The organism is Fibrella arboris, from assembly GCF_041321095.1.
Classification (GTDB): domain Bacteria; phylum Bacteroidota; class Bacteroidia; order Cytophagales; family Spirosomataceae; genus Fibrella; species Fibrella arboris.
Window position 1 is genome coordinate 86,510 of sequence record NZ_JBGGWE010000003.1, and the last position, 26,985, is coordinate 113,494.

Annotated in this window: 20 protein-coding genes; 7 read left to right on the forward strand and 13 right to left on the reverse strand. The window is 51.9% G+C overall.

Features of this window, described 5'->3' with window-relative positions; all coding sequences use genetic code 11:
- Position 1 precedes the first annotated feature (1 nt).
- The 3 genes from ACAW75_RS05520 to ACAW75_RS05530 all read left to right on the forward strand — a co-directional run bounded on the left by ACAW75_RS05520 (position 2) and on the right by ACAW75_RS05530 (position 5,932).
- A complete protein-coding gene (locus tag ACAW75_RS05520; RefSeq protein WP_370727686.1) occupies positions 2–838 on the forward strand; it encodes a phytoene/squalene synthase family protein in 837 nt (278 codons plus the stop codon).
- A gap of 340 nt (positions 839–1,178) precedes the next feature.
- Entirely contained in the window at positions 1,179–3,086 is a 1,908-nt protein-coding gene (locus ACAW75_RS05525) for an amidophosphoribosyltransferase (protein ID WP_370727687.1), read from the forward strand.
- 542 nt (positions 3,087–3,628) lie between these two features.
- Positions 3,629–5,932, forward strand: a complete 2,304-nt coding sequence (locus tag ACAW75_RS05530; protein WP_370727688.1) for a GH92 family glycosyl hydrolase — start codon at positions 3,629–3,631, stop codon at positions 5,930–5,932.
- 78 nt (positions 5,933–6,010) lie between these two features.
- Here ACAW75_RS05530 and ACAW75_RS05535 read toward each other — a convergent pair whose 3' ends face one another.
- The gene (locus tag ACAW75_RS05535) at positions 6,011–6,508 is read right to left on the reverse strand and encodes a hypothetical protein (protein WP_370727689.1); all 498 of its coding nucleotides are present in this window, start codon (positions 6,506–6,508) and stop codon (positions 6,011–6,013) included.
- A gap of 761 nt (positions 6,509–7,269) precedes the next feature.
- Between ACAW75_RS05535 and ACAW75_RS05540 the strand changes: the two genes are divergently transcribed.
- Together ACAW75_RS05540 and ACAW75_RS05545 are read left to right on the forward strand one after the other, a co-directional pair.
- Positions 7,270–7,842, forward strand: a complete 573-nt coding sequence (locus tag ACAW75_RS05540) for a hypothetical protein (RefSeq protein ID WP_370727690.1) — start codon at positions 7,270–7,272, stop codon at positions 7,840–7,842.
- Between the two features lie 149 nt (positions 7,843–7,991).
- The gene (locus ACAW75_RS05545) at positions 7,992–8,972 is read left to right on the forward strand and encodes a pyruvate dehydrogenase complex E1 component subunit beta (RefSeq protein WP_370727691.1); all 981 of its coding nucleotides are present in this window, start codon (positions 7,992–7,994) and stop codon (positions 8,970–8,972) included.
- Positions 8,973–9,045: 73 nt separating this feature from the next.
- Here ACAW75_RS05545 and ACAW75_RS05550 read toward each other — a convergent pair whose 3' ends face one another.
- From ACAW75_RS05550 to ACAW75_RS05560, 3 genes are read right to left on the reverse strand one after another with little or no spacing between them, the layout of a single operon-like run.
- Complete coding sequence (locus ACAW75_RS05550; RefSeq protein WP_370727692.1) at positions 9,046–9,927, reverse strand: sugar phosphate isomerase/epimerase family protein; 882 nt, start codon at positions 9,925–9,927, stop codon at positions 9,046–9,048.
- A gap of 7 nt (positions 9,928–9,934) precedes the next feature.
- On the reverse strand, positions 9,935–11,656 hold the full coding sequence (locus ACAW75_RS05555; RefSeq protein WP_370727693.1) for a GMC oxidoreductase: 1,722 nt from the start codon (positions 11,654–11,656) through the stop codon (positions 9,935–9,937).
- Between the two features lie 11 nt (positions 11,657–11,667).
- Positions 11,668–12,198: a gluconate 2-dehydrogenase subunit 3 family protein gene (locus ACAW75_RS05560; RefSeq protein WP_370727694.1), complete on the reverse strand. Its 531-nt coding sequence runs from the start codon at positions 12,196–12,198 to the stop codon at positions 11,668–11,670.
- Between the two features lie 265 nt (positions 12,199–12,463).
- Between ACAW75_RS05560 and ACAW75_RS05565 the strand changes: the two genes are divergently transcribed.
- Positions 12,464–12,790, forward strand: coding sequence for a hypothetical protein (locus ACAW75_RS05565; protein ID WP_370727695.1), 327 nt, complete (start codon positions 12,464–12,466; stop codon positions 12,788–12,790).
- On the opposite strand, the gene ACAW75_RS05570 is transcribed toward ACAW75_RS05565, so the two are convergent.
- The 7 genes from ACAW75_RS05570 to ACAW75_RS05600 form a co-directional block, all read right to left on the reverse strand.
- On the reverse strand, positions 12,784–14,187 hold the full coding sequence (locus ACAW75_RS05570; protein ID WP_370727696.1) for an MBL fold metallo-hydrolase: 1,404 nt from the start codon (positions 14,185–14,187) through the stop codon (positions 12,784–12,786). The two genes, ACAW75_RS05565 and ACAW75_RS05570, sit on opposite strands and share 7 nt — an antisense overlap.
- Before the next feature lie 89 nt (positions 14,188–14,276).
- Positions 14,277–15,074 (reverse strand): sulfite exporter TauE/SafE family protein, encoded by a 798-nt coding sequence (locus ACAW75_RS05575; protein WP_370727697.1) that lies wholly within the window; start codon positions 15,072–15,074, stop codon positions 14,277–14,279.
- Positions 15,075–15,134: 60 nt separating this feature from the next.
- Positions 15,135–15,842: a hypothetical protein gene (locus ACAW75_RS05580; protein ID WP_370727698.1), complete on the reverse strand. Its 708-nt coding sequence runs from the start codon at positions 15,840–15,842 to the stop codon at positions 15,135–15,137.
- Between the two features lie 35 nt (positions 15,843–15,877).
- Positions 15,878–17,233 (reverse strand): NAD-dependent succinate-semialdehyde dehydrogenase, encoded by a 1,356-nt coding sequence (locus tag ACAW75_RS05585; protein WP_370727699.1) that lies wholly within the window; start codon positions 17,231–17,233, stop codon positions 15,878–15,880.
- Positions 17,234–17,348: 115 nt separating this feature from the next.
- Positions 17,349–18,851, reverse strand: coding sequence for an APC family permease (locus ACAW75_RS05590; protein WP_370727700.1), 1,503 nt, complete (start codon positions 18,849–18,851; stop codon positions 17,349–17,351).
- Positions 18,852–18,994: 143 nt separating this feature from the next.
- Positions 18,995–22,102, reverse strand: a complete 3,108-nt coding sequence (gene secDF / locus ACAW75_RS05595) for a protein translocase subunit SecDF (RefSeq protein ID WP_370727701.1) — start codon at positions 22,100–22,102, stop codon at positions 18,995–18,997.
- 142 nt (positions 22,103–22,244) lie between these two features.
- Positions 22,245–22,616 carry a hypothetical protein gene (locus ACAW75_RS05600; RefSeq protein WP_370727702.1) on the reverse strand — a complete coding sequence of 124 codons (372 nt, stop codon included), beginning with the start codon at positions 22,614–22,616 and terminating at the stop codon, positions 22,245–22,247.
- 260 nt (positions 22,617–22,876) lie between these two features.
- Between ACAW75_RS05600 and ACAW75_RS05605 the strand changes: the two genes are divergently transcribed.
- On the forward strand, positions 22,877–23,749 hold the full coding sequence (locus ACAW75_RS05605) for a mechanosensitive ion channel family protein (protein ID WP_370727703.1): 873 nt from the start codon (positions 22,877–22,879) through the stop codon (positions 23,747–23,749).
- A gap of 16 nt (positions 23,750–23,765) precedes the next feature.
- Here ACAW75_RS05605 and ACAW75_RS05610 read toward each other — a convergent pair whose 3' ends face one another.
- Together ACAW75_RS05610 and ACAW75_RS05615 are read right to left on the reverse strand one after the other, a co-directional pair.
- A complete protein-coding gene (locus tag ACAW75_RS05610) occupies positions 23,766–24,341 on the reverse strand; it encodes a Maf family protein (RefSeq protein WP_370727704.1) in 576 nt (191 codons plus the stop codon).
- 30 nt (positions 24,342–24,371) lie between these two features.
- On the reverse strand, positions 24,372–26,981 hold the full coding sequence (locus ACAW75_RS05615; RefSeq protein ID WP_370727705.1) for a DUF5686 and carboxypeptidase-like regulatory domain-containing protein: 2,610 nt from the start codon (positions 26,979–26,981) through the stop codon (positions 24,372–24,374).
- Positions 26,982–26,985: the final 4 nt, after the last annotated feature.

Genomic DNA, 26,985 nt, shown 5'->3' on the forward strand with positions numbered 1-26,985 from the left:
TATGATGTCCCTTTTCAATCAGACTGCGCTGGAGTGCAGTAAACTCATCACAGAGCGTTACAGCACCTCGTTTACGATGGGAATCAAGACGCTGGACAAGAAGTATCACGCGCCGATCTATGCCATTTACGGCTTTGTTCGCTACGCTGATGAGATTGTCGATACGTTTCATGACTTCGATAAGCAGGCACTCTTGAACCGATTCCGGGCCGATACGTACCTGGCCATTGACGAAGGCATTAGCCTGAACCCGGTTTTGCATTCGTTTCAGATGGTCGTTCGGCAGTATAACATCGAGCGCGAGCTGATCGATGCTTTCCTGCGAAGTATGGAAATGGACCTGCACCGGCATGATTATGACGCTGCAGGCTATTCCGATTACATTTATGGGTCGGCCGAGGTTGTAGGGCTGATGTGCCTGCGTGTGTTCTGCGAAGGTGACTGCAATGAATTTGATCGACTGCGCGAGCCAGCCCGCAAGCTGGGAGCCGCCTTCCAGAAAGTGAACTTTCTGCGCGACATCAAGAGCGATTACCAGGAGCGGGGACGTACCTACTTCCCCGGTGTTGATTTCACCGATTTTTCGCGGGATGCCAAACAACTCATTGAAGATGACATCCAGCGCGACTTCGATCACGCCTACGAAGGTATCATAGGGTTGCCCAGAGGCGCCCGAATGGGCGTACATCTGGCCTATATCTACTACCTGAAGCTGTTCTGTAAGATCAAAGACATGCCTGCCTCGCGCATACAGGAGGAGCGTATCCGGGTGCCTGATCCACAAAAACTAGTATTACTGGCCAAGACTATGGTTCAGCACCGGTTTAATCTGATTTAGAAAAGCTAGTTGAATCACCAGTAAAAAAAGCTACTGCTCTTCCAGCCAGGCATGAGTAGTGGCTTTTTCTGCGTATACGGGAGTAGGATACTTGTCGTTTCTATCCGCTTGCACCTCTTTTATCTGGGATTCAACTAACTCACCTACTTGCTTACTAACCGTTCTGTAGCAAAACAGAAGCGAGTATCCGGTACGGCTGTTTGCCTAAATGAAGTTACTTTAGCGAAACAGTTCAGGCGTATTCACGAACGATTTAGCGCAGAGCCTGCGTTAGCCTGTTGTTACGCATACACTTCCAACCGCGCTGGTCTCGCCGGTGCTTAACTGGTAAACGCTGCTCATGAGCGACGCTATTAAACACGAATGCGGCATTGTGCTGCTACGCCTTCGTAAGCCCTACCAATATTACATCGACAAGTACGGTACACCCCTCTACGCGGCCAACAAGCTGTTTTTGCTGATGGAGAAGCAGGTGAACCGGGGTCAGGACGGGGCCGGAGTAGCCAATATCAAACTCGATGTGCCACCAGGGCATCGGTACATCAGCCGGTATCGGTCGGTCGAACAACAGCCAGTTGCGGATGTGTTTGGCAAGATCAACAAGAAGTTCGCCAAAGCGCTTAAGAAAAATAAAGACAAAGCCCGTGATGCCAAATGGCTCCAGGAAAACGTAGCCTTTACCGGCGAAGTCTGGATGGGTCACCTCCGCTACGGCACCCACGGCAACAACGATATTGAGAATTGCCACCCGATGCTCCGCCAAAGTAACTGGCGCAGCCGGAACCTGGTCATGGCGGGCAACTTCAACATGACCAACGTAGATCAGCTGTTCAACAAACTGGTTTCGTTGGGGCAGCACCCAAAGGATTTTGTTGATACGGTGACGGTCATGGAAAAGATCGGCCATTTCCTCGATGAAGAGAATCAACGCGTATTCGACCGGTTCAAAGGCATCTACGAAAACCCCGACCTGTCAGATATCATTGAAGACAATCTGGACCTGCAACGCGTGCTGTACCGCTCCTGCCGTGATTTCGACGGTGGCTACGCGATGGTGGGCATGACTGGCTACGGTGCCTCGTTTGTGGCCCGTGATCCGGCCGGCATTCGCCCCGCTTATTATTACGCCGACGACGAAGTGGTTGTTGTGGCGTCGGAGAAACCAGCGATCAAAACGGCCTTCAACGTTGAATACAGTCAGATTCAGGAAGTTAAGCCTGGCCATGCACTCATCGTAGACAAGTACGGCGAGTATGGCGAATATGAATTTATTCAGCCTATCGAAAAGCGGTCATGTAGTTTCGAGCGTATCTATTTCTCCCGCGCTACCGATCCCGACATTTACAACGAGCGTAAAATGCTGGGCCGCCTGCTGGTACCCCAGATCCTGAAGGAGGTCAACTACGATCTTGAGAATACCGTATTCAGTTATATTCCTAATACGGCTGAAACCGCCTTCTTCGGTATGGTCGAGGGGTTGGAAGATTACCTGGCCAAGCAGCGAAAAAAAGCCATTATGGAAGGAATCCTGTTCGAGCAGGACCTCGAACGGGTATTGTCTTTCCGGCCGCGCGTAGAGAAACTGGTATCGAAAGATGTCAAGCTTCGCACCTTTATCACCGATGATGCACACCGCGATGAGATGGTAGCCAACGTGTATGATACCACCTACGAAGTGATCAAGAAGGGAGTAGACACCATTGTTGTCCTCGACGACTCGATTGTTCGGGGTACTACGCTCGAGAAAAGTATCCTGCGTATGCTCGACAGACTGGGGCCAAAGAAAATCGTGATCGTTTCATCGGCACCGCAGATCCGCTTCCCCGACTGTTACGGTATCGATATGTCGAAGGTGAAAGAATTCGTGGCTTTCCGGGCAGTTTTGCAACTGCTCAACGAACGGGGTCTGAACCACATTGCCGATGAGGTATACGCGCAGGCGGTAGTGGCCATTGAATCGGGCAATGCGGTGCAGGAGAACTACGTAAAAGCCCTGTTCGCACCCTTTACACACGACGAAATCTCGCGTAAAGTGGCCGATATCATCACGCCACGTCGCAACGATGAAGTTGACCTGAATGCGGAGGTGGCAGTTATTTATCAGACCGTTGAAAACTTACACCTCGCCTGTCCTAATCATTCTGGCGACTGGTACTTCACGGGCAACTACCCAACTCCTGGTGGTAATAAAGTCGTGAACAAGGCCTTCGTTAACTTTATGGAAGGCAAGGTGGTCAGAGCCTACTAGATTGGCAACCGATTACCTGTCTCTTTTTGAACGGCCTACTGCACAGTGGGCCGTTTTTGCGTTCATGGCTGGCAACTCTCGCCGTGCAACTTAATAGAAACCCCCTGTTATTGCCTCGAACGGGTGATTCTGTCAAGCTCGACAATGTGACGCGGAACGACAATTTCACGTTCACAACCAAAGCCCTCCGCAACCTGCACCTCGGCGGAATCTCCGGCCCGGCAACCAGACCAGGACGATCTTCCAGATCCCACAACAGCAGCTGGCCGCAACCCCAATCTGAAGCAGAATCCAGGGTATCCAGAAAAGTAGTTGAATAATGGCGCAGGGAGTAGGTCAACTTTATTGATTTACCCCTGCCTGTTGATAGGATAGTTTATTCGCAATCTTGCTTTATTTCTCTGGCGACGTCATTGACGTTTGTTCGCTTTGAGACATTGGTATGACTTGACCCTAACCAACGTACCCAGAAAACGACCAACATCGTGCTACTCAATCCATCCACAAACGAGTCGCTTCACCGCTTCGCTAAAACAACCCGCATGAAAAACCTGCTTTCGCTTCTCTTACTGATTAGCTGTTCGTTCTCCGCCTTTTCGCAATTGGTCGGCAATCAACATGGCCACGTACCTGACCTCGTTGAGCTGGTTAACCCGTTGATTGGCACCGATTCAAAACCGAGTTTATCCAACGGTAACACGTACCCAGCCATTGCCCTTCCCTGGGGCATGAATTTCTGGCTGCCACAGACGGGAAAGATGGGGAACGGCTGGGCCTATACGTACTCGGCCGACAAGATTCGGGGCTTCAAGCAAACGCATCAGCCTTCCCCCTGGATGAACGACTACGGCCAGTTTTCGCTCATGCCAATCACCGGTAAACTACGGATCGATGAGGATGAACGCGCCAGTTGGTTCTCGCATAAAGCCGAGGTTGCCAAACCGTATTATTACAGCGTTTATCTGGCCGACCATGACGTTACCACCGAAATTGCGCCAACTGAACGAGCGGCGATGTTTCGGTTTACTTTCCCTAAAACCGACAGTTCGTTTGTCATGCTCGATGCCTTCGACAAAGCCTCATACGTGAAGATTTTTCCCAACGAGCGCAAGATCATTGGCTACACAACGCGGAACAGCGGTGGCGTACCAGCCAATTTCAAAAACTACTTCGTCGCTTATTTCGATAAGCCCTTCACCATGGCGCAGGCCTGGCACGGTAAGACGTTCGCCAAAGACACGATCGAACTTCAGGCGGCGCATGCCGGGGCTGTGGTTGGCTTTAAAACGACCAAAGGTGAGCAGGTCCATGTGCGCATTGCCTCGTCGTTCATCAGCTACGACCAGGCCGAACTGAACCTGAACGAACTGGGCAAGGACTCATTCAATACGGTGAAAGAAAAGGGAAAAACGGCCTGGAATAAAGAACTGGGCCGGATCAAGGTTGAAGGTGGTTCACTGGCGCAGCAGCAAACGTTTTATTCCTGTCTGTACCGGTCGTTATTGTTTCCCCGGAAATTCTTTGAGATCGATGCGGCCAAAAAAGTGGTGCACTACAGCCCGTACAATGGCAAGGTGTTGCCCGGTTATATGTTTACCGACACCGGATTCTGGGATACCTTCCGGTCGATGTTCCCGTTCCTGAACCTGATGTACCCGTCGCTGAATGCACAGATGCAGGAAGGGCTGGCCAATGCGTATAAAGAAGGCGGCTGGTTACCCGAATGGGCCAGTCCCGGTTTGCGGAGCGTGATGGTCGGCTCTAACTCGGCCTCCGTTATCGCCGATGCGTACTTAAAAGGTGGCCGGGGTTACGACATCAACGCGCTCTATGAGGCCGTTCTGAAAAACTCGGAAAACGAAGGGCCCATGGATGCCGTGGGGCGCAGAGGCGTCTCGTATTACAACCAGCTTGGGTACGTTCCCTACGACGTGAAGATCGACGAAAATGCCGCCCGAACGCTGGAATACGCCTACGACGATTTCGCGATCTATCAACTGGCTAAGGCACTGAAACGGCCCCAGACCGAGATTGACCGTTTTGCCAGACGCTGCCAGAACTACCGGAACCTCTTCGACCCACAAACAGGCCTGATGCGAGGCAAAAACAAAGACGGCCAGTTTCAGGCACCATTCAACCCCTTTAAATGGGGTGATGCTTTTACAGAAGGAAACAGCTGGCATTACACCTGGTCGGTCTTTCACGACGTGCAGGGCCTGGTTGATTTGATGGGCGGGCGCCAGAAATTTGTCGCCAAGCTGGACTCGGTCTTTACCATTCCGCCGATCTACGACGAAAGTTATTACAGGGGTGTGATCCACGAGATTCGGGAGATGCAGATCGCCAATATGGGGCAATATGCCCACGGTAACCAGCCTATTCAACACATGATTTACCTGTATAATTACGCTGGCGAACCCTGGAAGGCGCAATACTGGCTCCGCGAGGTCCTGAACCGCATGTACCTGCCCACGCCCGATGGCTACTGCGGCGATGAAGACAACGGCCAGACCTCGGCCTGGTACGTATTTACGGCCATGGGCTTTTATCCGGTTTGCCCCGCTACCGATCAATATGTTATTGGGGCACCGCTGTTTAAAAAAGTAACAGCAACGCTGGAGAACGGTAAGCAACTCGTCATTAACGCGCCCAACAACAGCGGGCAGAATCGGTACATCAAAGCCATGCAGGTGAACCGAAAACCGTACAGCAAAAACTGGCTGAGCCACCGGGAATTGCTTCAAGGCGCCACTATTGATGTTGATATGTCGGCAATGCCCAACAAGCAACGCGGCACAGCAACAGCTGATTTCCCGTATTCATTTTCCACCGATAAGGCGAAATAGCCGGCTAGCAACCAGCAGCCACACAAAAAAACCGACCCCTGAAGAGGCGCCGGTTTTTTTGTGAACCAGTATCGATTTTTATCTGCCTTGTGGCAATGGAGACGTTACCTGCTGCGTGGCTTTCAGTCGCTCTATTTCCTGTTCCAGGCTGTTGGCTTTAAAGTATTGGTAAAGGCCAAAAACAAGAAACACTTTACCGAGAATAAAGACCGCAATAAACGCCGCCCGCCAATACTTATGCACCCGAATGTGGGTAGGGTCACCCACTTCAACATCAACATACTGCTGCGCGTTGGCCGGTTCTGGCCGGGGTGGCTCCGAAGTAACCTGCTCCTCCCACTTTTGAATCTCTGTACCAACCAATCGCTGTTGTAAGGCTGCTTTAATGGATGGTGGCGGTGGAACGGCATGCTGCAAAAAATAGTCCTCCATGTGTAGCTCAATCTCTTCCAGCTGGGTCGCCAACTCAGGATCTGTAGCGATTAACCGTTCGGCTTCTTTCCGATCATTGACCGACAGAACACCCAGGGTATACGACTCCAGGAGGCCCTCTGTCAGATATTGATAATTTTTCACGGTCAGTCTGGTTAGGATGGGAGAAAATTAGCAAAAAATTCACGAACAGCGCCAAACACGGCTGAACGCTGAATCTTTAACCGTTCGGCTATAGAATCGGGGGTTTGATTCTGGTAAAATAAAAGATTGAAAATAAGTTCAGATTCATTGCCTGATGCGGGCAATGAAGAAACAGGCGTTTGCTGTTTCTGCCTGTAGTCAAGGGCTTTGGCTCTAGCCAGCCGCACAATCAGGCAGGTAGTGTTGGATGATGAGGTAGACAGGTTCTTCTGGAGTTCTGGCGATGCGAATAGCTCAACCAGTATCTCTTGTGCTGGCAAGACCTGAGGAACAATTTGCAGGATCACACCATAGGCAACGCTACCGTATTGATCATACAACGAAAGCCGGTTATCACCGCTGGCAGTATCAGGCAGTCCAGAAGTTTTCGTAGACTGGTTTAGTACGCTCCTATTCATCCAACCACAGTTTTTCGCTACCTAAAGCACATCTGTCCGATACCCAGCAGATTTCCTTTTCAGGCAGACCGTTAAATAAGTTACTTACAAGCGGGTATTGTAAAGTCAAAAGTAATATAGTAAAACTATATATCAACAAATTCAATGCCGAACGCCCCTGTTTCCCCTAAAAATAGGCCTTCCAGTCAATTACTTATTAAGATGTTTCGCTTTCGACTTATGGAATATCCTGCCATGAATCATCTCATGAATCAGCGCCTGTTTTACAAACCGGTGATGGTACATGGTCAATCGCACTGAACGATGAAACAACCTTTCTTTTTAGTTATGCTGGCACTTTGCATCGCCTGTTCAAGACCTCCTGCTACAGTCAATAGCCCATACAGCGTAACCGCTATGCTCAACGATTCGGCCTGGTCTGGCCGGGCCTATGCAGCAGAGGCTACTGCCCTGAATACTAATCCATGCGCAAACGGACGGTTTACCGTATTTCTTGATACAAATCGGGGTTATCCTGGTGATAAGTTACGATTATCACCTCAACAGGCGGCCCTGCAGGCGGGCGAATTTGTACCCCGGCAACGCTTAACGCTCTATAATCTACCAGCCCGGAAAGGCACTTATCGGGTCGACAAGCTAAACCAGTGCGGAGGAATTGTGGTGAGCCAGGGAAATTTTGCGCTGTTAGGAAACGGGTCAGCGCTGATGGAGGCCTATTTTTTGCAGGCGACACCAACCAGCCGGGTACGCATCGTCAGGATTGATTCTGCTGCCCGAACCATTATCGGCCAATTCAATGTCACGGTAGCCGCTCCCAGTGGCCGTATGGCCCGGTTTCGGCAGGGGCGGTTTATCGCCGGATTACCAAAAGAATGACGCTTTTGTTGGCCCAAGCAACGTACCTGGAACGTACCTGCCCTCACACATTGCCACTCTGGTTATCCTTGCCTAATTTTGCGCGTTCTTCTGAACGGCCGATGCTACCTGGCCGTTCGGTTGGTAAGAAGATTACAACGCACTGATCCATGAGAGAAATACAATTCCGCGAGGCCCTACGGGAAGCTATGGTGGAAGAAATGCGCCTTGACCCGAAGGTCTACCTGATGGGCGAAGAAGTGGCCGAGTACAACGGGGCCTATAAAGTCAGTCAGGGAATGCTGGATGAATTCGGCGCGGAACGGGTAATTGATACGCCCATTGCCGAGCTTGGTTTTGCCGGTATCGGTGTTGGTTCAGCCATTAACGGGCTGCGTCCGATTATCGAGTTCATGACGTTCAACTTCTCGTTAGTGGCTATTGATCAGGTCATTAACTCAGCAGCCAAGATCATGTCGATGTCGGGTGGGCAGTATTCGTGCCCAATCGTGTTTCGTGGGCCAACGGGTAATGCCGGGATGCTCTCGAGCCAGCACTCGCAAAACTTTGAGAACTGGTTTGCCAACACGCCGGGTTTAAAAGTCGTGGTCCCCTCGAACCCGTATGACGCCAAAGGTCTGCTGAAAAGCTCGATTCGCGATAATGACCCAGTGATTTTCATGGAGTCGGAACTGATGTACGGCGACAAAGGGCAGGTACCGGAAGAAGAGTACCTGATTCCAATCGGTCAGGCGAAAGTTGTGCGCGAAGGCAACGATGTGACCATCGTATCGTTTGGCAAAATCATGAAAGTGGCCCTGGCAGCGGCCGATGAGCTGGCGAAAAACGGCGTTTCGGCTGAAGTAATCGATCTGCGCACAGTTCGCCCCATCGATTACGCAACGATCATTAATTCGGTGAAGAAAACGAACCGTTGCGTGATTGTCGAAGAAGCATGGCCGCTCTCGGCAATCTCGTCAGAGTTAACCTACAACATTCAGCGGAACGCGTTCGATTATCTCGATGCGCCCGTCATCCGGGTCAACAGCCTGGACCTGCCCCTCCCCTACGCGCCAACGCTGATCGAAGCCATTCTACCCAGCCTGAAACGCACACTGGCAGCCGTTGAGACAGTCATGTATAAGAAATAACTGCCAGTCGATTTCATATAAAAAGGCCAGCCTATTTTCATAGGCTGGCCTTTTTATTGGGCTGGGTACGTTGCTAGTCTTTTAATCCTTTCAAGTACGCAATGCTCTGCGGTACCTGTGTGTCTTCGTGGTTGCTCTCGTCTTCGATGTAGTAGTGCTTCACGCCTACTTTTTTGGCGAGTTTCAACACCTCAGGCATGTTGATCTGGCCCTCCCCGAGCACTACGTCATTTTCGGGTGGCGTGCCGCCGGTCAGGTCGCCCTTAATGCCTTTTTTCAGGTCTTTCAGGTGCATCAACTTCCAGCGGCTACCATACTTTTTCAGCAACGCAACGGGGTCGGCACCACCATGTGTAGCCCAGAGAATATCCATCTCAAAGGAAACGTAGTCTGGGTTGGTATTTTTGGCAAGGTAGTCGAATAGCGTCCCGTCTTCGTAGGGTTGAAATTCGTAGCCGTGGTTGTGGTAGCAAAAAGTAAGGCCGTTTTCCTTCAGGATTTTGCCCACCCGGTTAAAATCTGCTACCGCCTGTTTGGCATTGTCGAGCGAGAAATTCCCTTTCTGGTGCGGAATCCAGGCCACCATCACAAAAGAGGCGCCCAATGCCTTCGCCTGCTTCACAATCGACTCAGGGTCTTTCACAATTTGCTCATAGCCAGCGCCTGTCGACGTCACTTTGATTCCCCGCTCGTCGAGCATTTTCCGAAACTCTTCGGCTGTCACCCCTTTAGGCGCGTTGCCTTCAATTTCTTTAAAACCAAGTGATTTTATCAGATCCAGCGTACCTGGCACATCTTTGGGCAAGCTGTTTCGATACGTGTAGGTTTGCAAACCAAGCGGAAACGTGTACACCGTTTTGCCAGTTTGAGCGGCAACCTGGTTGGTAGTAAGAACAGCCAGTGCCAGCGATAAAGCGGACGCAGCCAGCCGCATCCCTGTGTTTTTGTGGTACATAATCAGATCAAAGGTTTTTCTTTTTAAGCTCTTTTACCGCAAAGTCGGCGGCACGGGCCGTGAAGGCCATGTAGGTCAACGACGGGTTTTGCGTGGCCGTAGAGGTCATGCAGGCGCCATCGGTGACGAATACATTTTTACAATGGTGCAGTTGATTCCATTTATTCAGCAACGACGTTTTGGGATCTTTTCCCATTCTGACGCCGCCCATTTCGTGAATATCTGAACCGGGGTTCGCGTGGGTGTCAACCGCATTGATGTTTTTGAAGCCCGCCAGCGTAAACATCTCCGTCATCTGCTCCATATAATCCTTCACCATATTATCGTCGTTCTCCGTCCATTTGGCGGAGGTGATCAGTTGCGGAATTCCATATTTATCGGTCAGCGCGGGATCCAGGCGCACGTGGTTTTCTTCGATCGGGATGGTTTCACCCATCATCCAGCCGCTCACGTTCCAGGGCCCTAGTTTTGGGTGCAGCAGTTGTTCTTTTAGCTCCAGGCCCATTCCTGAGCGGTTCTGTGCAAAGCCGCGTCCACCGCCAACGCCCGTTGCATAGCCCCGAAGAAACCGGGACGCCGGGCCGCTCGTTTCCTGTTTATGCAGGTTCCTGAACCGGGGAATGTAGCCGTTACTTGGATTTTTGCCATCGGTGGTTTTGTCGGGGAAACCGTCGTACTGCGCTGCTATTTTGCCCCGGTAATTGTGCCAGGCAATGTATTTACCTAGCAGCCCGCTATCGTTGCCCAGCCCATTCGGAAACCGGCTCGATCTGGAGTTCAGCAAAATCTGGTTGCTGTTCAGGGCCGAGCCGTTCACGAAGATGATCTTAGCGTAGAATTCCATCATCTGCTTTGTGTTCGCATCGACAACACGCACGCCCGACGCTCGCCCTTTTTTCTCATCATACATAATAGAATGCACAACCGAATACGGACGGAGCGTCATGTTGCCGGTCCGTTCGGCCCAGGGCAATGTGGAGGCGTTGCTGCTGAAATAACCGCCAAACGGACAACCCCGCACGCACAACGATCGGTGTTGGCACTGCGCCCGACCCTGCGCTGTATGGATGGGCTGCGGCTTGGTAATATGCGCGCAACGGCCCTGGATCAGTTGCCGGTCTTTGTAATGCTGCGCAATAACGCTCTGCAAATGTGACTCCACGCAGTTCAGTTCAATGGGGGGCAAAAACTCCCCATCGGGCAGGTGTGGCAGCCCGTCCTTGTTGCCTGAAATGCCAGCAAATTTTTCAACGTAACTGTACCAGGGCGCCATGTCGGCGTACCGGATGGGCCAATCGACGGCAAAACCATCGCGAACGGGGCCATCAAAATCAAAGTCGCTTAACCGCTGGGTCTGCCGAGCCCACAATAACGACTTACCGCCCACATGGTAACCACGTGTCCAGGTGAAGGGCTGTTCTTCAACGAAGGGCTGCTCGTCGGGTTTGATGGCCCAGTGCAGGGTTTCTTCGCGCATGAACGACCGAATGTTGCCATATTGCTCTTTCACCGCCAGCGGCACCTGTCCCCGATGGGCAAACTCCCAGGGATTAAGATTGGCCGTTGGATAGTCAGTTACGTGTTTCACATCACGCCCCCGCTCCAGCACCAGCGTTTTCAAGCCTTTTCCGGTTAGCTCTTTCGCCGCCCAGCCGCCACTGATTCCCGACCCGATCACAATAGCATCGTAGGTCATTTTGGGAACGGCATCAATCGCAAAATTTGCCATGTCTTGTTGGATTATTTAACAGCTACAGGTGCCGGTACACAGCCATAGTAATGACCGGGTATCATGGTGTAATTCAGGAAGTTGGTCAGTACATATTCGGAGGTGGTATACCCCTGAACAGTCAGGTTTTTGATCAGCGTATAGAACTCCTTCTGCCCCGTATCGGCAGCGGATTCTGTCTGCGTCAGCACCGCCAGTCGCTGCGGGGTGTCGCAGGTGGCGAATGAGTGGCCAAAGCTGGTTTTCGCGGTAGCATCGACGGCTGCGAGGCCCTCTTTAACCTGTTGCTGAACGGCTGGCTCATAACAGTCGGCAATCATTCTCTGCACAAAGTCAGGTACGTTCAGACTTTTCGCTCCCGGCGTGTCTGACGCAGGAATCAGCGTATCGATGATATCGGTCAGTAATGTTGCCTGATCAGGGTCCAGAAGCCCCCTGGTACTCCCTACAGTTGCTTTTGTCCAACCATTGGCCCAGGCCGGAAGGGCTAACAGTCCACCGGCAAGCAGTGCCATTTGTTTAACGGCTATTCGTCTCTCCATACCATGAATCGGTTTATGAGAACTGGCTATTCGTTTACCTACAAAGGAGCAAAACCCGGCTGATTACTGTCAGGCAGACGCGGTAATGATTGCCCATAGACATCGGCAATCCAGGCCTATCCGACTGGTCATATTTAGTGAAAAGGCCCGTCAATCATGCAGATTAGCGGGCCTGGGTACGTTCTGCGGTTGCAGGCAACCGGATGGATTCGTTATTTTTCGCAAAAATTCGTCAGTTCAACGTCTAGCCCTCTTTCATTCGTCCATGCGCAGCCAGGCCCTCACGATCTATGAAGTGACCGTTTTGCCCGTTGGTTCGCTCAACGCAGTTCGTCAGCGCGACCCCACTGTCGTGTTCTTCTCTAACCTACGCAAAGCAGTTGACGCCATCACTGGTGAACTGGCAATGAATGGCTGGCCTGCTAAAGTGAATTACACGGCGGTGTACCGAGGCGTAAAGGAACGGGGCTATTACAGTTGCGATTTCGACGTTGGCGGGGCCCGCGTTTTCCGGGTGAAAGTGTTGCCAAAACTGCTGAACCCGCCTTTGCCCCGACTTGGTATGGACGAAAATCCCGGCCATTCTCATTGATCCACGGAACGGGTCGCCACAACAGGTACGTCCGTTTTCTTGATAGCAGCCATACCTCCGTCTACATTCACGATCTGGTCGAAACCCCGGGCTTTCAGAATTGAGTTAGCCACCATTGACCGGTAGCCACCTGCACAGTGAACGTATACCGTTTCGTGGCGGGGAATCTGGGCCAGGTGTTCGTTTAACGTATCCAGCGGCAGATTTTCGGCCCCCTGAACGTGTTCCGGGTCAAATTCAACCGGTTTGCGCACATCGACGACAAAGGCATTGGGTTGCTTCTTCAGTTCACCGGCAAACGTTTCAGCTGTTATTGAGCGTATGGTGTCCGTCTCTTTTTCTGCCTGCTCCCAGGCCAGGAAACCGCCCGCCAGATACCCGATGCACTGATCATACCCCACACGCGCCAGCCGAACAATAGTCTCGCGCTCTTCGCCAACAGGCGTTATCAGGGCAATGGGTTGCTTGAGGTCAGGAATCAGGGCACCTACCCAAGGTGCAAACTGTCCGTTCAAACCAATATTAATGCTGTTGGGAATAAAGCCGCGCGCAAAATCAACCGCTTCACGAACGTCGAGCATAACCGCTCCTGTTTCGTTGACAGCCGCCTCAAACGCGGCCGGAGTCAGTGCCTGCGAGCCGCGTTGCATCACCTGATCGATGGGCTCATACCCTTCTTTATTCAGCCGGGCATTCTGCGCAAAATAGGCGGGCGCCTTACTCAGCCCTTCAAGTACCTGATCAATGAATTCCTCTTTCGATTTAGCCCGAAGCGCATAATTGAACATTTTCTGATTGCCGAGGGTATCGGTTGTCTCTTTGCTCATGTTTTTACCACAGGCAGACCCGGCTCCGTGTGCCGGATATACGATCACCTCATCGGCCAGGGGCATTATTTTGGTGTGCAGACTGTCGTACAGCATCCCAGCCAGATCCCGTTCGGTCAGATCGCCCTTGATAGCTAGATCGGGCCGGCCCACATCGCCAATGAACAGGGTATCGCCTGTAAAAATGGCATACTCTTTACCCGTCTCATCCATCAGCAGATACGTTGTCGATTCGAGCGTATGCCCGGGCGTATGCAGCGCCTTGATCCAGACAGAGCCTAATTTAAATACTTCCCCGTCAGTAGATTTATGCGTTTCGTAGGCAGTGTTAGCGTTTGGGCCGTAGACAATTGTCGCCCCTGTTTTCTGAGCAAGATCCAGGTGGCCTGACACGAAATCGGCATGAAAATGAGTCTCGAAAATATATTTGATCTTCGCCCCTGCTTTAGCCGCTTTCCGCACATAAGGCGTTGTTTCGCGTAATGGATCAATAATGGCCGCTTCGCCTTCACTTTCAATATAATAGGCTCCCTGCGCCAGGCAACCGGTATACAGTTGTTCAACAATCATAAATCGTTTTCTTAACGTACCTGCTCTTCACTTTTTGAACGCGATTATCACCTCTTTGGGTCCGTCACCTACCTGATCCTACAGGAATTTCACAACAATTCCCGCAGGATCATGTAGGTGGCCACTGTCAATACGAACCAGCCAAAGCCTTTACGGAGCGTATGTGGCGGGACGTACCTGGCCAGATACATACCAATGAATATACCAACTATCGATAGGGCCGTGAAGGGCAATAGAAAGACCCAGTTTAGATGGGTATGCTGTATATCGCCCAGAAAGCCGATAAACGAGTTAACAGCGATGATCAGTACGGAGGTGGCAACGGCCCGCTGCACGGGTAAACCAGCCAGCAAAACCAGCATGGGAACGATCAGAAAACCGCCACCGGCGCCAATAATGCCCGTTAGCAAACCCACGGCCAGGCCATCGAGCGCCAATGTACCGTAGCGCGGTCGCCCATCGGCGGCAATGCCCTGACTAGGCCGTTTGTCACGAATCATGGCACGCGCGGCCAGCACCATACTAATGGCAAAGAAAAAAAGAATGGCGTCGCTCTTAGGTACGTTCAGGCTGCCCAGACGCACTAGCGGATCGGGCAGTGCGGGCACTACATACCGGCGGCTTAGGTAAACCGAAATGAATGACGGGGCCGCAAAGGCTCCCGTCACACGTAGATCGACGCGCTTTTTCCAGATATGATTGATCGATCCGACCAGGGAGGTTGTGCCTACGACAAACAGCGAGTAGGACGTAGCCAACATGGTTGGGATGCCGAAGATATAGACGAAAATAGGCACCGTCAGAATGCTCCCTCCCCCACCAGCCAGGCCGATGACCAGCCCTACCAACACCGCTGCCGCATACCCGAAAAGTGCTTGTATTGTCATTATTCTGCAAAGCTACGCCGCAGAAACGACCCTTTATCTAACAAATAGTGCAAAGCCAGGTCAACGCACACCAAAGCCGATCTGTAAAAACCAGCTTCCCGTATTCTGATTCGGCCCATTGGGCAGGGCCACGTTGTTGGCCCAATACCAGTTTTGCCCATCCAATGGCAACAGATACCCACCCGACAGCGCAAAGCCTTGCCGTTTGTATTGCCTGGTCGTGCTATTTTTTATACGTACCCAGAGCCGCCCTCCGAAGATAAGCGGGAAAGTTAAGTGATTGAGCGAGATAGCCTGGGCATTTCCTGATACGTAGCCGTTGAAACTTCCCACCTTATTATCTTTTGAAGCATCGATCGTCGATGTTAAGACGCCAACGCCGATCAGCGGACCGGCCACAAAAGGGCCTTTATTGACTACCCCCACTTCAAGGGCAAATTGCATGTTCAGGCTACTGATTGACGTACGGTTATCCCCGGCTATGTTATCGTTCTGACTCAGTATGGCCTGGAGACCGACACGTACAGGCAATTTTCCGGTTAAAGGCCCACAAAGAGCCCCGCCAACGCCGAAACTAGCGCTCCGTCGCTTTACAGGATTGTAGCCGTTAGCGGTTAGTACTGCATTGATGGGTGTGTAATCGGCAAATACACCGCCCGCGAAAACATCAAGGCCACCGCGAACAGTACCATCGCCACTTTGGGCATATAAGGAGTGGATGCTGCAAAAGGAAAGGAGAGCAGCGAGGCTAACGATTGATAAGCGCATGGGGTAGCGTGAGTTGGCTACAATACTAGCCAATTCTACGCTATATAAGTCGTTTTTGTCACACAGAACTCACGAATTCCTACAGAGCCCAACTCGCGGCCAAAACCCGATTTTTTAACTCCACCAATCGGTAAGCGGCTGTCTGATCGCACTACGGCGTTAACAAACACGCTACCTGCCCGTAACTGACGAGCCAGGTACGTTGCCCGATGCGTATCGGCGGTCCAGATGGCAGCACTCAATCCATAACGCGAATCATTGGCCAGTCGAACCGCTTCGTCGGCGTCATTGACGGTTGTGATAACCGCAACAGGACCAAACGTTTCTTCTTGAAAAAGAATATTGTCGGGGCGCACATTCGTAACTAACGTGGGGGCAAAAGCCGTACCGTTACGCTGGCCGCCAACCAGCAAAACAGCCCCCTGCTGCTGCGCCGTTGCCACCTGACGATGCAGTGTATCGGCCAGGTCCAGGCGGGCAATTGGCCCCATTTGTATGGTCGCATCAAGTGGGTTACCCTGTTTAATTGCCCGGATCAGTTCAGCAACCCGGTGTGTAAACGCATCGGCAACCGGGGCTTCAACTAGCCAGCGTTTGGCCGCAATACATACCTGACCGGCATTGCCCATGCGCGACGTAACGGCTGCCTTCGCGGCCGCTTCCAGATCAGCATCGGCCAGCACGATCAGTGGGTCAGAGCCGCCAAGCTCTAACACGCATTTTCTCACGTTTGCACCAGCCAGGGCCGCCACCGACGTACCGGCGCGCTCGCTGCCCGTGAGGGTGATCATACCAATCCGATCATCCGCAATTACTGATTTCAATTCAGGTACGTCGACCAGTAAGCAGCTCATCACTCCTTCCGGAAAACCGGCTTCCCGAAAAGCCTGCTCAATAGCTACCCCACAGCCAGGTACGTTCGGTGCGGGTTTAAGCAGGGTTACGTTGCCTGCCATGAGTGCCGGTGCAGCGTAGCGAAAGACCTGCCAGAACGGAAAATTCCAGGGCATAATGGCCAGCACAACACCAGCGGGTTCATAGCTGACCCCGCTATACTGCGCCTCGGTCTCAATGCCTTCGGGTGTCAACATAGCTTCGGCGTGGTCGGCATAATAAACACACTGCCCCGCGCATTTCTCAACCTCAGCCTGCGCTTCAGCTAGTGTTTTACCCATTTCATTGGTTATCAACAGCGCCAGCTCATCCTGTTTCTTCCGAAGGACAGCGGCCAGTTGGCGAAACAGGCCGGCCCGGTGTGCAAACGACCGGTTCGACCAATCGGTAAACGCCTGGAGGGCAGTAGCCAGACGCTGGTCGGTCTGTGTGGCGGTGTGCGTCTGGTAGGTAGCGAATGGCTCACCGGTGTAGGGATTGAGCGATGTGAAGAGCATAAAGTCTATTAACTTTTACCGGGTAAGAGTACATAACGAAACACGCGGCAACAAAAAAAAGCGCAGGATCAGAGCTTTTGGCCCTGGCCTGCGCTTTTTAGCAGAAAAAGAATGCTTACAAATCGTTCAGATTGCTATTGCGGCGACCGTACAGGAAATAGACAACTAGCCCCAGCAACAGCCAGATAAATGCAGCTATCTGTGCATCCTTGCTTAGATTGACAATCAAGTACAGGTTGGTGATCATACCCAGTGGCGCAATAACAGACAAGGCCGGTGCACGGAATGGCCGGTCACGCTCTGGCTCACGGCGACGCAGCAGAAGCACAGCCAGACAAACCATGGCAAAGGCAAACAGTGTACCGAATGAACACATATCGCCCAGGATACTGATTGGCGTAAAGGCGGCCACAATAGACACGATCAGGCCAACAAGCAGGGTGCTCTTGTGTGGCGTTTTCAACGTAGGGTGAATCACGCGGAAGAAGTTAGGCAGCAAGCCGTCTTTTGCCATTCCCAGGAAAATACGGGTCTGGCCCAGCATCATCACCAACATGACCGAGATGAGACCGGCCGTGGCTGCCGCCGTAATAATAAATACGGCCCAGGGCTTACCTGCTTTTTCAAAAGCAGCCGCAACGGGTGCTTTCAGTGCGTCGCCCACGATTTCGTTGTAGTTGATCATACCCGTCAGCACCAGTGAAACGGCGATGTATAGAATGGTACAAACCAGCAGCGATGTGACAATGGCGAAGGGCATATCCCGACGTGGATTGATCGCTTCACCCGCCTGCGTCGATACGGCGTCGAATCCGATGTAGGCAAAGAAGATGGCCGAAGCACCCGATACGATACCACCCCAGCCGTAGGCCGCGTGTGGCTCACCGGTTTCGCCCGTGATGATTCGTTCGGCCGGAATGAACGGCTCCCAGTTTGCTGGAACAACCGAGAACACCCCAACGATGATCACGAATAATACGGCAGCTACTTTCAACAGGACAATGATGTTGTTGGCTCCTGCCGCTTCTTTAATACCCCGAACCAGTACGGCTGTCACAACCCATACAATAATGAAAGCAGGTAGGTTAAAGGCAAACCCTGGTGCCGCCAGCCCGTTGTCGGTAGCATATTTGGCAGCAGAAACAGGGTCATTACGTAACCAGAATGGTATGTCGAACCCAAACAAATGAACGAGCTTATTGAAATACCCCGACCAGCTAACGGCCACGGTCATAGCGCCCATAGCGTATTCCAGAATCAGCCCCCAGCCAATGGCCCAGGCAAACAACTCACCAATTGTACCGTAGGCATACGCATAGGCCGACCCTTCAACAGGGAGCATGGCGGCGAACTCGGCATAACAGAGGGCAGCGAAAATACAGCCAATACCAGCAATGACAAACGAAAGCGCTAAAGCCGGGCCAGCATGGTAATGTGCCGCTGTACCTGTCAACACGAAGATACCGCCACCAATAATGGCTCCGATACCGATGGCTGTCAGGCTCCACTTACCCAGCACCCGCTTCAATTCGCTTTTTTTCATGTCCCGCTCATAGAGGTACATGGGCTTACGGCGCCAGACGCTGGTGGTATCGGAATAGTTAGTTTCTGTTTCCATGCAGGAAAATAAAGTTTGGTGATTTAAGCTTTCTGTGAAGTATTAATTGGCAATTGTAGCAGAAAGATACCGACTTTACACATATCTACGTGTAAAAAGCCGAATAAGGTCAGACCTCATTCGGCTTTTTGGTACAATTCAGTTTATTTCTGTGAAGGCTTGATCAGCGGCGTCTTCACTTTCTTTTCTTTGGCAGCAGCTGTCTGCGAGAACTCGTCGGGCGTTGCCACTTCTTTATCGGTAAAGTCGGCCGGAATGGCGCTGTAACCAGTTTTGGGAGCCGCTGCCGATGCGGGCTTGTCGGCGTCCAGCACATCTTTGCTCAGTGTATCAACCACGATAGGCGTAGCTACAAACAGCGACGAGTACGTACCTACGATTACCCCGATCAGCATAGCGAACGAGAAACCACGAATGGTCGCGCCGCCGAAGATAAACAGCACCAACAGTACCAGCATAGTCGACAGACCCGTTACTGCCGTGCGGCTCAGGGTGCTGTTCAGGGCATTGTTAATGATCGTGGCAATGCCTTCTTTCTTGCCTTTATTCTCATTCAGGTATTCACGCACCCGGTCAAAGACCACAACGGTATCGTTCATCGAGTAACCCATGATCGTCAGCAGGGCCCCTACAAAGGCCTGGTCAATGTCGAGCGAGAAAGGCAGCAAGCCATTACCAATTGAGAAAATGGCCAGGATGATCAACACGTCGTGGAACAGGGCCACCACCGCACCATAGCCAAAGGCCAGTCGTTTGAATCGAATCAGGATGTAGCCGAATACAACGGCCACTGCCAGCAAAATGGACCAGATGGCCGAGTAGATCAGGTCTTTAGCAATGGTTGGCCCTACTTTCTGCGAGCTTTCGATGGTTGCTTTATTCCCACTAATACTTGACAACCCTTTCAGCACCGCCTCGGCAACCTGCTTATCCGCGTCAGGAGCGGTGTTGTCGATAGCGTAGCTAGTGGTCATTTTCACCTGATCAGAATTGATCCCGGCGCCACCATATGTTTTCACTTCGGGTTCGATGCCCCCCAACGCAGGGGCCGCTGCGGCACGTACCTGATCGGTTGTGATTGGCTGTTCAAACTTGATCACATAAGACCGGCCACCTTTGAAGTCGACACCCAGTCCGAAGCCTTTAAACAGCACCGACACAATACCGGCAATGATAATGGCCGATGAGATGATGTAGTACGTCCGACGGTGCGATACGAAATCAAAATCAGATCCTTTGAACAGGTTCTTCGCCCATGACGAGGTGAAGCTCAGTGTACGACCATTGCTTACGTAGGCTTCAATCATCAGTCGGGTGATCAGCAACGCGGCAAACAGCGACGTCAGGATACCGATGATCAGCGTCGTAGCGAAACCTTTGATCAGACCCGTACCGAACAGGAACAGAATAATACCTGTCAGGAAAGTGGTTACGTTCGAGTCAAGAATGGATGACAGCGCGTTCTTGAATCCGTCAGAAATGGCTTGCCGCAAGGGTTTGCCCAGCTCGAGTTCTTCTTTTATCCGTTCGTAGATTAGTACGTTGGCGTCAACCGACATACCGATGGTCAGCACGATACCGGCAATACCGGGCATGGTCAGTACGGTACCTGGCACAGCCGCCATCACGCCCATCAGGAAAAACAGGTTGACAAACAGCGTAACGTCGGCGATCAGACCGGCGCGGTTGTAGTACAGCGCAACGAATACCAGTACGATCAGCAGACCCACCAGCGACGAAACAATACCCGCCTGAATAGCCTGTGAACCCAGGGTAGCCCCCACGATATTTTCTTCAACAATGTTAGCGGGTGCATCCAGCTTACCAGCTTTCAGCACGTTGGCCATATCCTTGGTTTCTTCAACGGTGAAGTTACCTGTGATGCTAGAGCTACCATTCGGGATTTCGTTCTGTACGTTTGGCGCCGTGTATACCAGCCCATCCAGCAGGATCGCTACCGGACGGTTTACGTTGGCAGCCGTGAGTGCACGCCATTTTTTAGCCCCTTCTGCGTTCATCCGCATGGTCACTTCTGGCCGTCCCCGCTCGTCATAATCGTTACCGGCATCAGAAATCACGCTGCCTTCCAGTGGTGCTTTACCACCCGTTTTCTTCACGAAATACAAGGGCAGCAGTTCACGGCGTGGCGTAGTGCCCTGCGCTGGAATCTCTGTAGCCTTACGATCCCAGGCAAATACCAGGTCATTAGGGAATACGGCCCGCACCTCCGGGTCGTTAAAAATGGCGTTGGCCCGCGCAGTGTCTTTCAAATCAACGGCCAGTTGGTCTTGCGCAATGGGGACGAACAGGTTCGTGAGTGCGGCCTGTGTCTGAGCTGAGTCAGCCTGTGTTTTAGCCGTATCAGCTGTGGCCACCTTCTTGGCGCCACCCAACTGAGCCGCCAGATCGCCTGAACTGGCCGTGCCTGATACAGTAGCCGTTGGTTTAGCTTTGGTAGCCGCCAGTTTACGTTCGGCTTCTGCTTTGGCCAGGTACGTACCCAGCGCTTCCAGACCCGGTGAAATTTCGTTCAGCTTGTATACTTCCGTGAACTCCAGCTTGGCAGCGCCTGTCAACAGACGACGGATACGATCTGGATTATCAACACCCGGCAGTTCGATCAGGATACGGCCAGTACCTGGCAGGCGTTGTACGTTCGGGTTGGTTACCCCGAATTTATCAACCCGCGCCTGGATAACCCGGAATGACCGGTCGATGGCACCGCTTACCTCATCGTTCAGGAAACGCTTCACCTCGGCATCTGACGTCTGGTAGTTGATACGGGCCCGGTTTGCGCTGGTAGCAAATACGCTGGCCAGTTTAGCACCTGGAACCAGTTCTTTGTAGTTGTTGACAAACAGGTCAACGAAGCTCGACTGGCTGGTTTGCTGATCTGCTGTAGCTCGTTTGATAGCCTCGTTGAATTGAGGGTCGCGGGTATTGCCTGCGAGTCCGCGCAGCACTTCACCCGGCGACACTTCCAATACTACGTGCATACCACCCTGAAGGTCGAGACCCAGGCCAAGCTCACGTTCAGTTACTTCCTGAAGTGTATTGCCCAAATAAACAGGCTGCTTCCAAAGCGAATCAATATAATGTTGCTTCTTCTTGATATCTACCTCGCCTTTGCTGGTAGCGTACTGCTCGGCGTCCTTTTTAATACTACGCGAGACAAAGGTAAACGACAGGTAATAGAGGCAAAGCACTGCTATTATACCTGTCAGAACCAAAACGACGGTTCTGTTTTGCATGATGTTACGAATTAAGGATTGAATGAAAACGAAAGAAAAAGGCGTTTCAAGTCTCAAGTTTCAGGTTTCAAGTGCTACGCTAATCAACCATGCGGCTAATTAGCGTAGCACTTGAAACCTGAAACTTGAGACTTGAAACGCCTTATGGTGCATTCGGCGCAATGAGGTGGCCGAAGACCTGTCGCAGATACGACGAATAGAAGTCAGGAACGTCAAATACCCGACGCAGAAGCGGTCGGTCTAGCGTTAGCAGCCGAATGTCATTGGCAAACAACAGGTACGTTACCTGCGAGAAATCGAACGATAGCGCCGGAGACACCACCGCTTCGTCGAGAGCTGCCTTTATAACAGCCGCCTCTTTTTGCTCTCCCGCTTTCTGGGCTTTCCTGGCCGATGTTGTTGCCTTTACGGGTCGCTCAACCGCACGCATCGACGGGCCAATTCCGCTGTGAAGCAGCAGTAGCAGCCCGGCTAAGGAGAGGGTTAAAAAACGATGTAACAGACGATTCGGCATGTGTATTGACAACGCGGATCACAAATTTCGCACCATTTTCAACTGTAAACAAGAGAAAGTTGGGCAAGCCCCTGTAAAAAAATGCGTGTAACAGCTTCACGGGATGAACACGATTGGTCTACTTTAGCTGAAATTAATCCTATTTGTATAAGGTTTTGAACCGCTTTATCTTCTGTCACGAATGCCATAGAGCCTGGACCGGTTAGGCGGAAAACAGGCGTAATCAGGCTGTTTGAGCCTGTAGTCCCGACCTTTGGACTATGGACTTTTCGAAAATCATCTCATTACTCACGACAGAACTAACCGGATGGGCCCGATACGGGGTCCGGCTTATTCCCCGCTTAGCCCTTTCGTTACTTGTTTTAACAGTAGCCATTTTCGTGGCCCGGTGGATTAGTCGGTGGGTACGTGTCGGCCTGAATCGGGTGAGCACCAATCAATCGCTGGCCAGTCTCACGGGTTCGGTAGTTCGGGTAATTATAGTAGCCATAGGTTTATTCATGGCCCTCGGTATTCTGGGGCTCGAGAAGACGGTAACCTCCCTGCTGGCAGGCGCAGGTGTCATTGCCCTGGCGGTAGGTTTCGCTTTTCAGGACCTGACAGCCAACTTTATTTCGGGTACCATGATTGCGCTGGCACGACCCGTTCAGGTCGGCGACACTATTGAAACAAACGGGTTTACGGGTAAGGTGCTGTACGTCAGAATCCGGTCGATTGTGCTGGATAATGGGCAGGGGCAAACAGTGGAAATTCCCAGCAAAGATGTTTTTCAAAAGCCGATCATCAACCACTCCCGAAACGGGTTGCGGCGCATTGAAGTACTGGCCGGCGTTTCGTATCTGGATGAGTTAAGTAAGGCCAAACGGGTGGCGCAGGATGCCGTTAAAGCCCTCCCGTTTATCGCCAACGGCCAATCGGTTGAACTGCATTACCGGACTTTTGGCGACAACAACATCCAGTTTGTTCTCTGGTTCTGGATTAACCCGTTAGTTACCAACCCTGCCGCAGCGCAAAGCGAGGCGATCATGGCTATTCGGGATGCGTTCCATCGGCACCAGATTTTAATGGTCTTCGCGGGTCACTCGTTCGACTTGAAACAAAAGCTGTTTGGCGATCCGGCCGATAACGCTTAACCCCCAGGTACGTTGCCTACGCCCGGTAAGGCAGTAACGCCTGATACACCCGGTGGGTGGGTAGGCCCATCACCGTATAAAAAGACCCTTCGAGCCGCTGCACGCCAACAAGCCCGATGAAATCCTGCGCACCATAAGCCCCTGCTTTGTCGAAAGGCTGACAGACCCGGATGTAATACTCGATCTCTTCCTCTGTGAGACGGGCAAAATAAACGGTCGCCTCGTCGGTGAATGACATAATGCCTTCCGGAGTCAACAGGCAAACGCCGGTGCGTACCCGATGTGCCCGATCACTCAGGCTTCGCAACATTCGATGCGCATCAGCCGCGTCAACAGGTTTGTTCAGAATCTGGTTGTCGAGTATCACTACTGTATCAGCACAGAGAACAATACGTTCGCCCAGGTCGGCAGCAAATTCAGCGGCTTTCTGTCTGGCTAAGAACTCAGCTACCTCATCAACCGGCATGGTCTCAGAGAACGCCTCGTCGGTGGGGCGGGTCTCGATCGTGAAAGCAAAACCGGTATCGGCCAGTAGTTGCCGACGACGGGGCGACCCCGACGCCAGCACCAGTGGGTATTTCAATAGAAACATAAATGACAGCGTAACTAAATGACAGTTTCTTCAGAAACTGAACTCGATGCCGCCTTTGATCACAAACCGGTCGACACCTGGCCCCAGGTAGTTGAGCCGATGAACAACCTGCACCCGGAATAGCTTAAAGATATTGCTGATTCCGTAGCCCGCTTCAACGTAAGGGATATTCGGATCCAGCGAACCGAATACCGTGGGGCGAACGCCCGGGCGAACATCCTGCGGGGCATCAACGCGCCGGTTTGGCTCCCGGCGAGCTCCCCATAGCACATCGGCATTTGCCCACAGGCGCCAGTTGAGTTTCTTGATCAGGGGTAGCCGGTTGAACACAAACCCATCGAAACCGTGCTGCCAGTGAAGCGTAACAAAGCGGTCGCTCACAAACTCATAGAACTGCATGCGGTTAAATGTATTCGGTGCAAAGAAGAATGTCGGGTTTCCGGTATGGGTAAACAGCAGGGGCGCTGGTAGCCGCGAGGGCGTATAACCAGCCTGCAATACGTAGGATGAACGGCCTAGTTTACCAAATTTCAACGTCTGGAACGCCCGTAATGAATACCGATCGTAGTTAAAGTCACCGCCAAAAGCCCGGTGCCCATGCGTGTATTTCAACCAGATAACCGGGGTACGTTTAGTGGCTATCGGAATACGCTCGTTCCCATCCATGATATACGTTTCCTTACGAGCCAGCCGTGCTTCTATTGACCAGTACGAGTCATTGAAGTCGGGGCGGGTAGGTGAATTGTTATCGAGATCGGGTTGCGTACGATAATGGAAGGGGAAGGTTGGCATGAACGTCCGGTCACCAATGGCAGCGGTAAACATCATGCCTTTCAGCGGTTCGGTACGAAAATAGAGTTCCTGGCTGTTGCTATAATAGCCACCCCGATACTGCCCGAACCGGCTAAAGGCGTAGAACACTTTGTTCCCATTGATCAATTCAGGGGTAAAGCCCAACCGTTCCAGGTCATAAGCTACCTTAGCCCCGATGATGGTCCACTTACGGCGCGACAGAATATAATCATATTCCAGGCCACCCTTAAAGCGGGCATCGCCGGTTCCGTAGGCCGCATAGGCACGCAGCACCATTGCTTTACTGAAGTTACCGTTGGTACGGAAACCGGCCCGCAACCGAAGGCCCTCAATATTGTTAACTGCCAGAGCGTATGGATAAGGCCCCCAGTCGATTGGCCCGCGTCGGTACCAGCCTGTCGTGGCAATCCGGGTGAGGATTTCGGTAGTGCGAACCAGCGGCACCGCCCGGAGCGTATCAATCAGCCCCTGCACCTTTCGGTCAGCAACGCTCAATGAATCACCTGCTCCCAGGTTTTTGCGTACGTTAGACCAGTATAGTTCTTCAGCTATCGCATCTTCTTTAGCATCTCCTTCCAGTTCTTCGATCGGCACGGTATTCGTTTTGGCCGTGTCGGCTACAGATACAGTTCGATCGTAGAAGCCAAGCGGCTTGGGTTTATTAAGTACAAATCCACCATTGCGCGTTACCTGCTGTGCCATGGCGCCAATGGAATTTTTCCCAATGCCATACAGCTCGGCGGTCGTACGCATGGCTACCGGCATCCATCCAATTTTTGTCCCTATCGAATCGAGCGCAGGTTCCAGTTCCTGTTCAATTTCCAGTCGACGCACGTAATTCAGGTTTGCCTCTGCGCCTACTTTCGCCTCAATCATGGTCAGAGCAAACGTAGTGGTGTCGATCCACATTTTCCCGGTAAACAACAGATCCTGTTTATTCTTCGGATCAAACTGAATTTCGTAGCAGACAAACTCCCCTATTTTGGTTGTGTCGGCCAGATACATCGAGTACCAGCCTTTCCAGTCGGCCCCTACCGGCGAAGCAAAATCTTTACCTAATACCCGAATGTAGTTCTGGTAAAAGTTATAACTGAGCGCGTTGCCACCCACAAACTGTGAGATGATTTCCGGCTCAACAATGTCCATTCCTTTCAGGCGCGTCTTCAGAATATCTTCGTGGCGGCGTTCCGGCGATTCCCGGTAGTAATACTTGCTAACTGATTCAGTCATCATCAGCGGCATCATCTTACGGCCGAGATCATCCGTGACGGAATCTTTTTTATCCATAGCCGCCAATACCCTTTTGATCAGCGGATTGCTTCGGAGCTTGTCTGAAATATGGGTGAGTGAGATACTTGTTTTGGCGTAGCTGTCGTATTCATACGCCCGAATACGGCTTCGGTCATTTTTGTCGAGATTCTTGCGCACATTACGCAGAATGCCCCAGGCAGGGTTTTCGCCAGCGCGTACGACTACTTCCTGCAGCACTTTACCCGCAGGAGGTAGCTTGAACACTACTTGCTGGGTGAGTTTATTTTTATCGATCCCAAATCGTTTTACCCCGAACCCCATCGAGCTCACGTAAACCGAATCGGTCAGACGAGTTGTCTTTAAGACAAATATGCCTTTTTCGTCCGACGTAACGCCAACGTTACGCCCGACCAACGCAATACTGGCAAAGGGCACCCCTTCGCCCGACCGGGAATCAATGACCGTCCCGCTCACGACATAGGTCGGTGTCTGAGCGGTTGCTACTACCCCCGTTACACTCGTTAGTATCAGTGAAATGAAATAAACCCGTAACTTACTAAAGTACAATTTAGACATATAC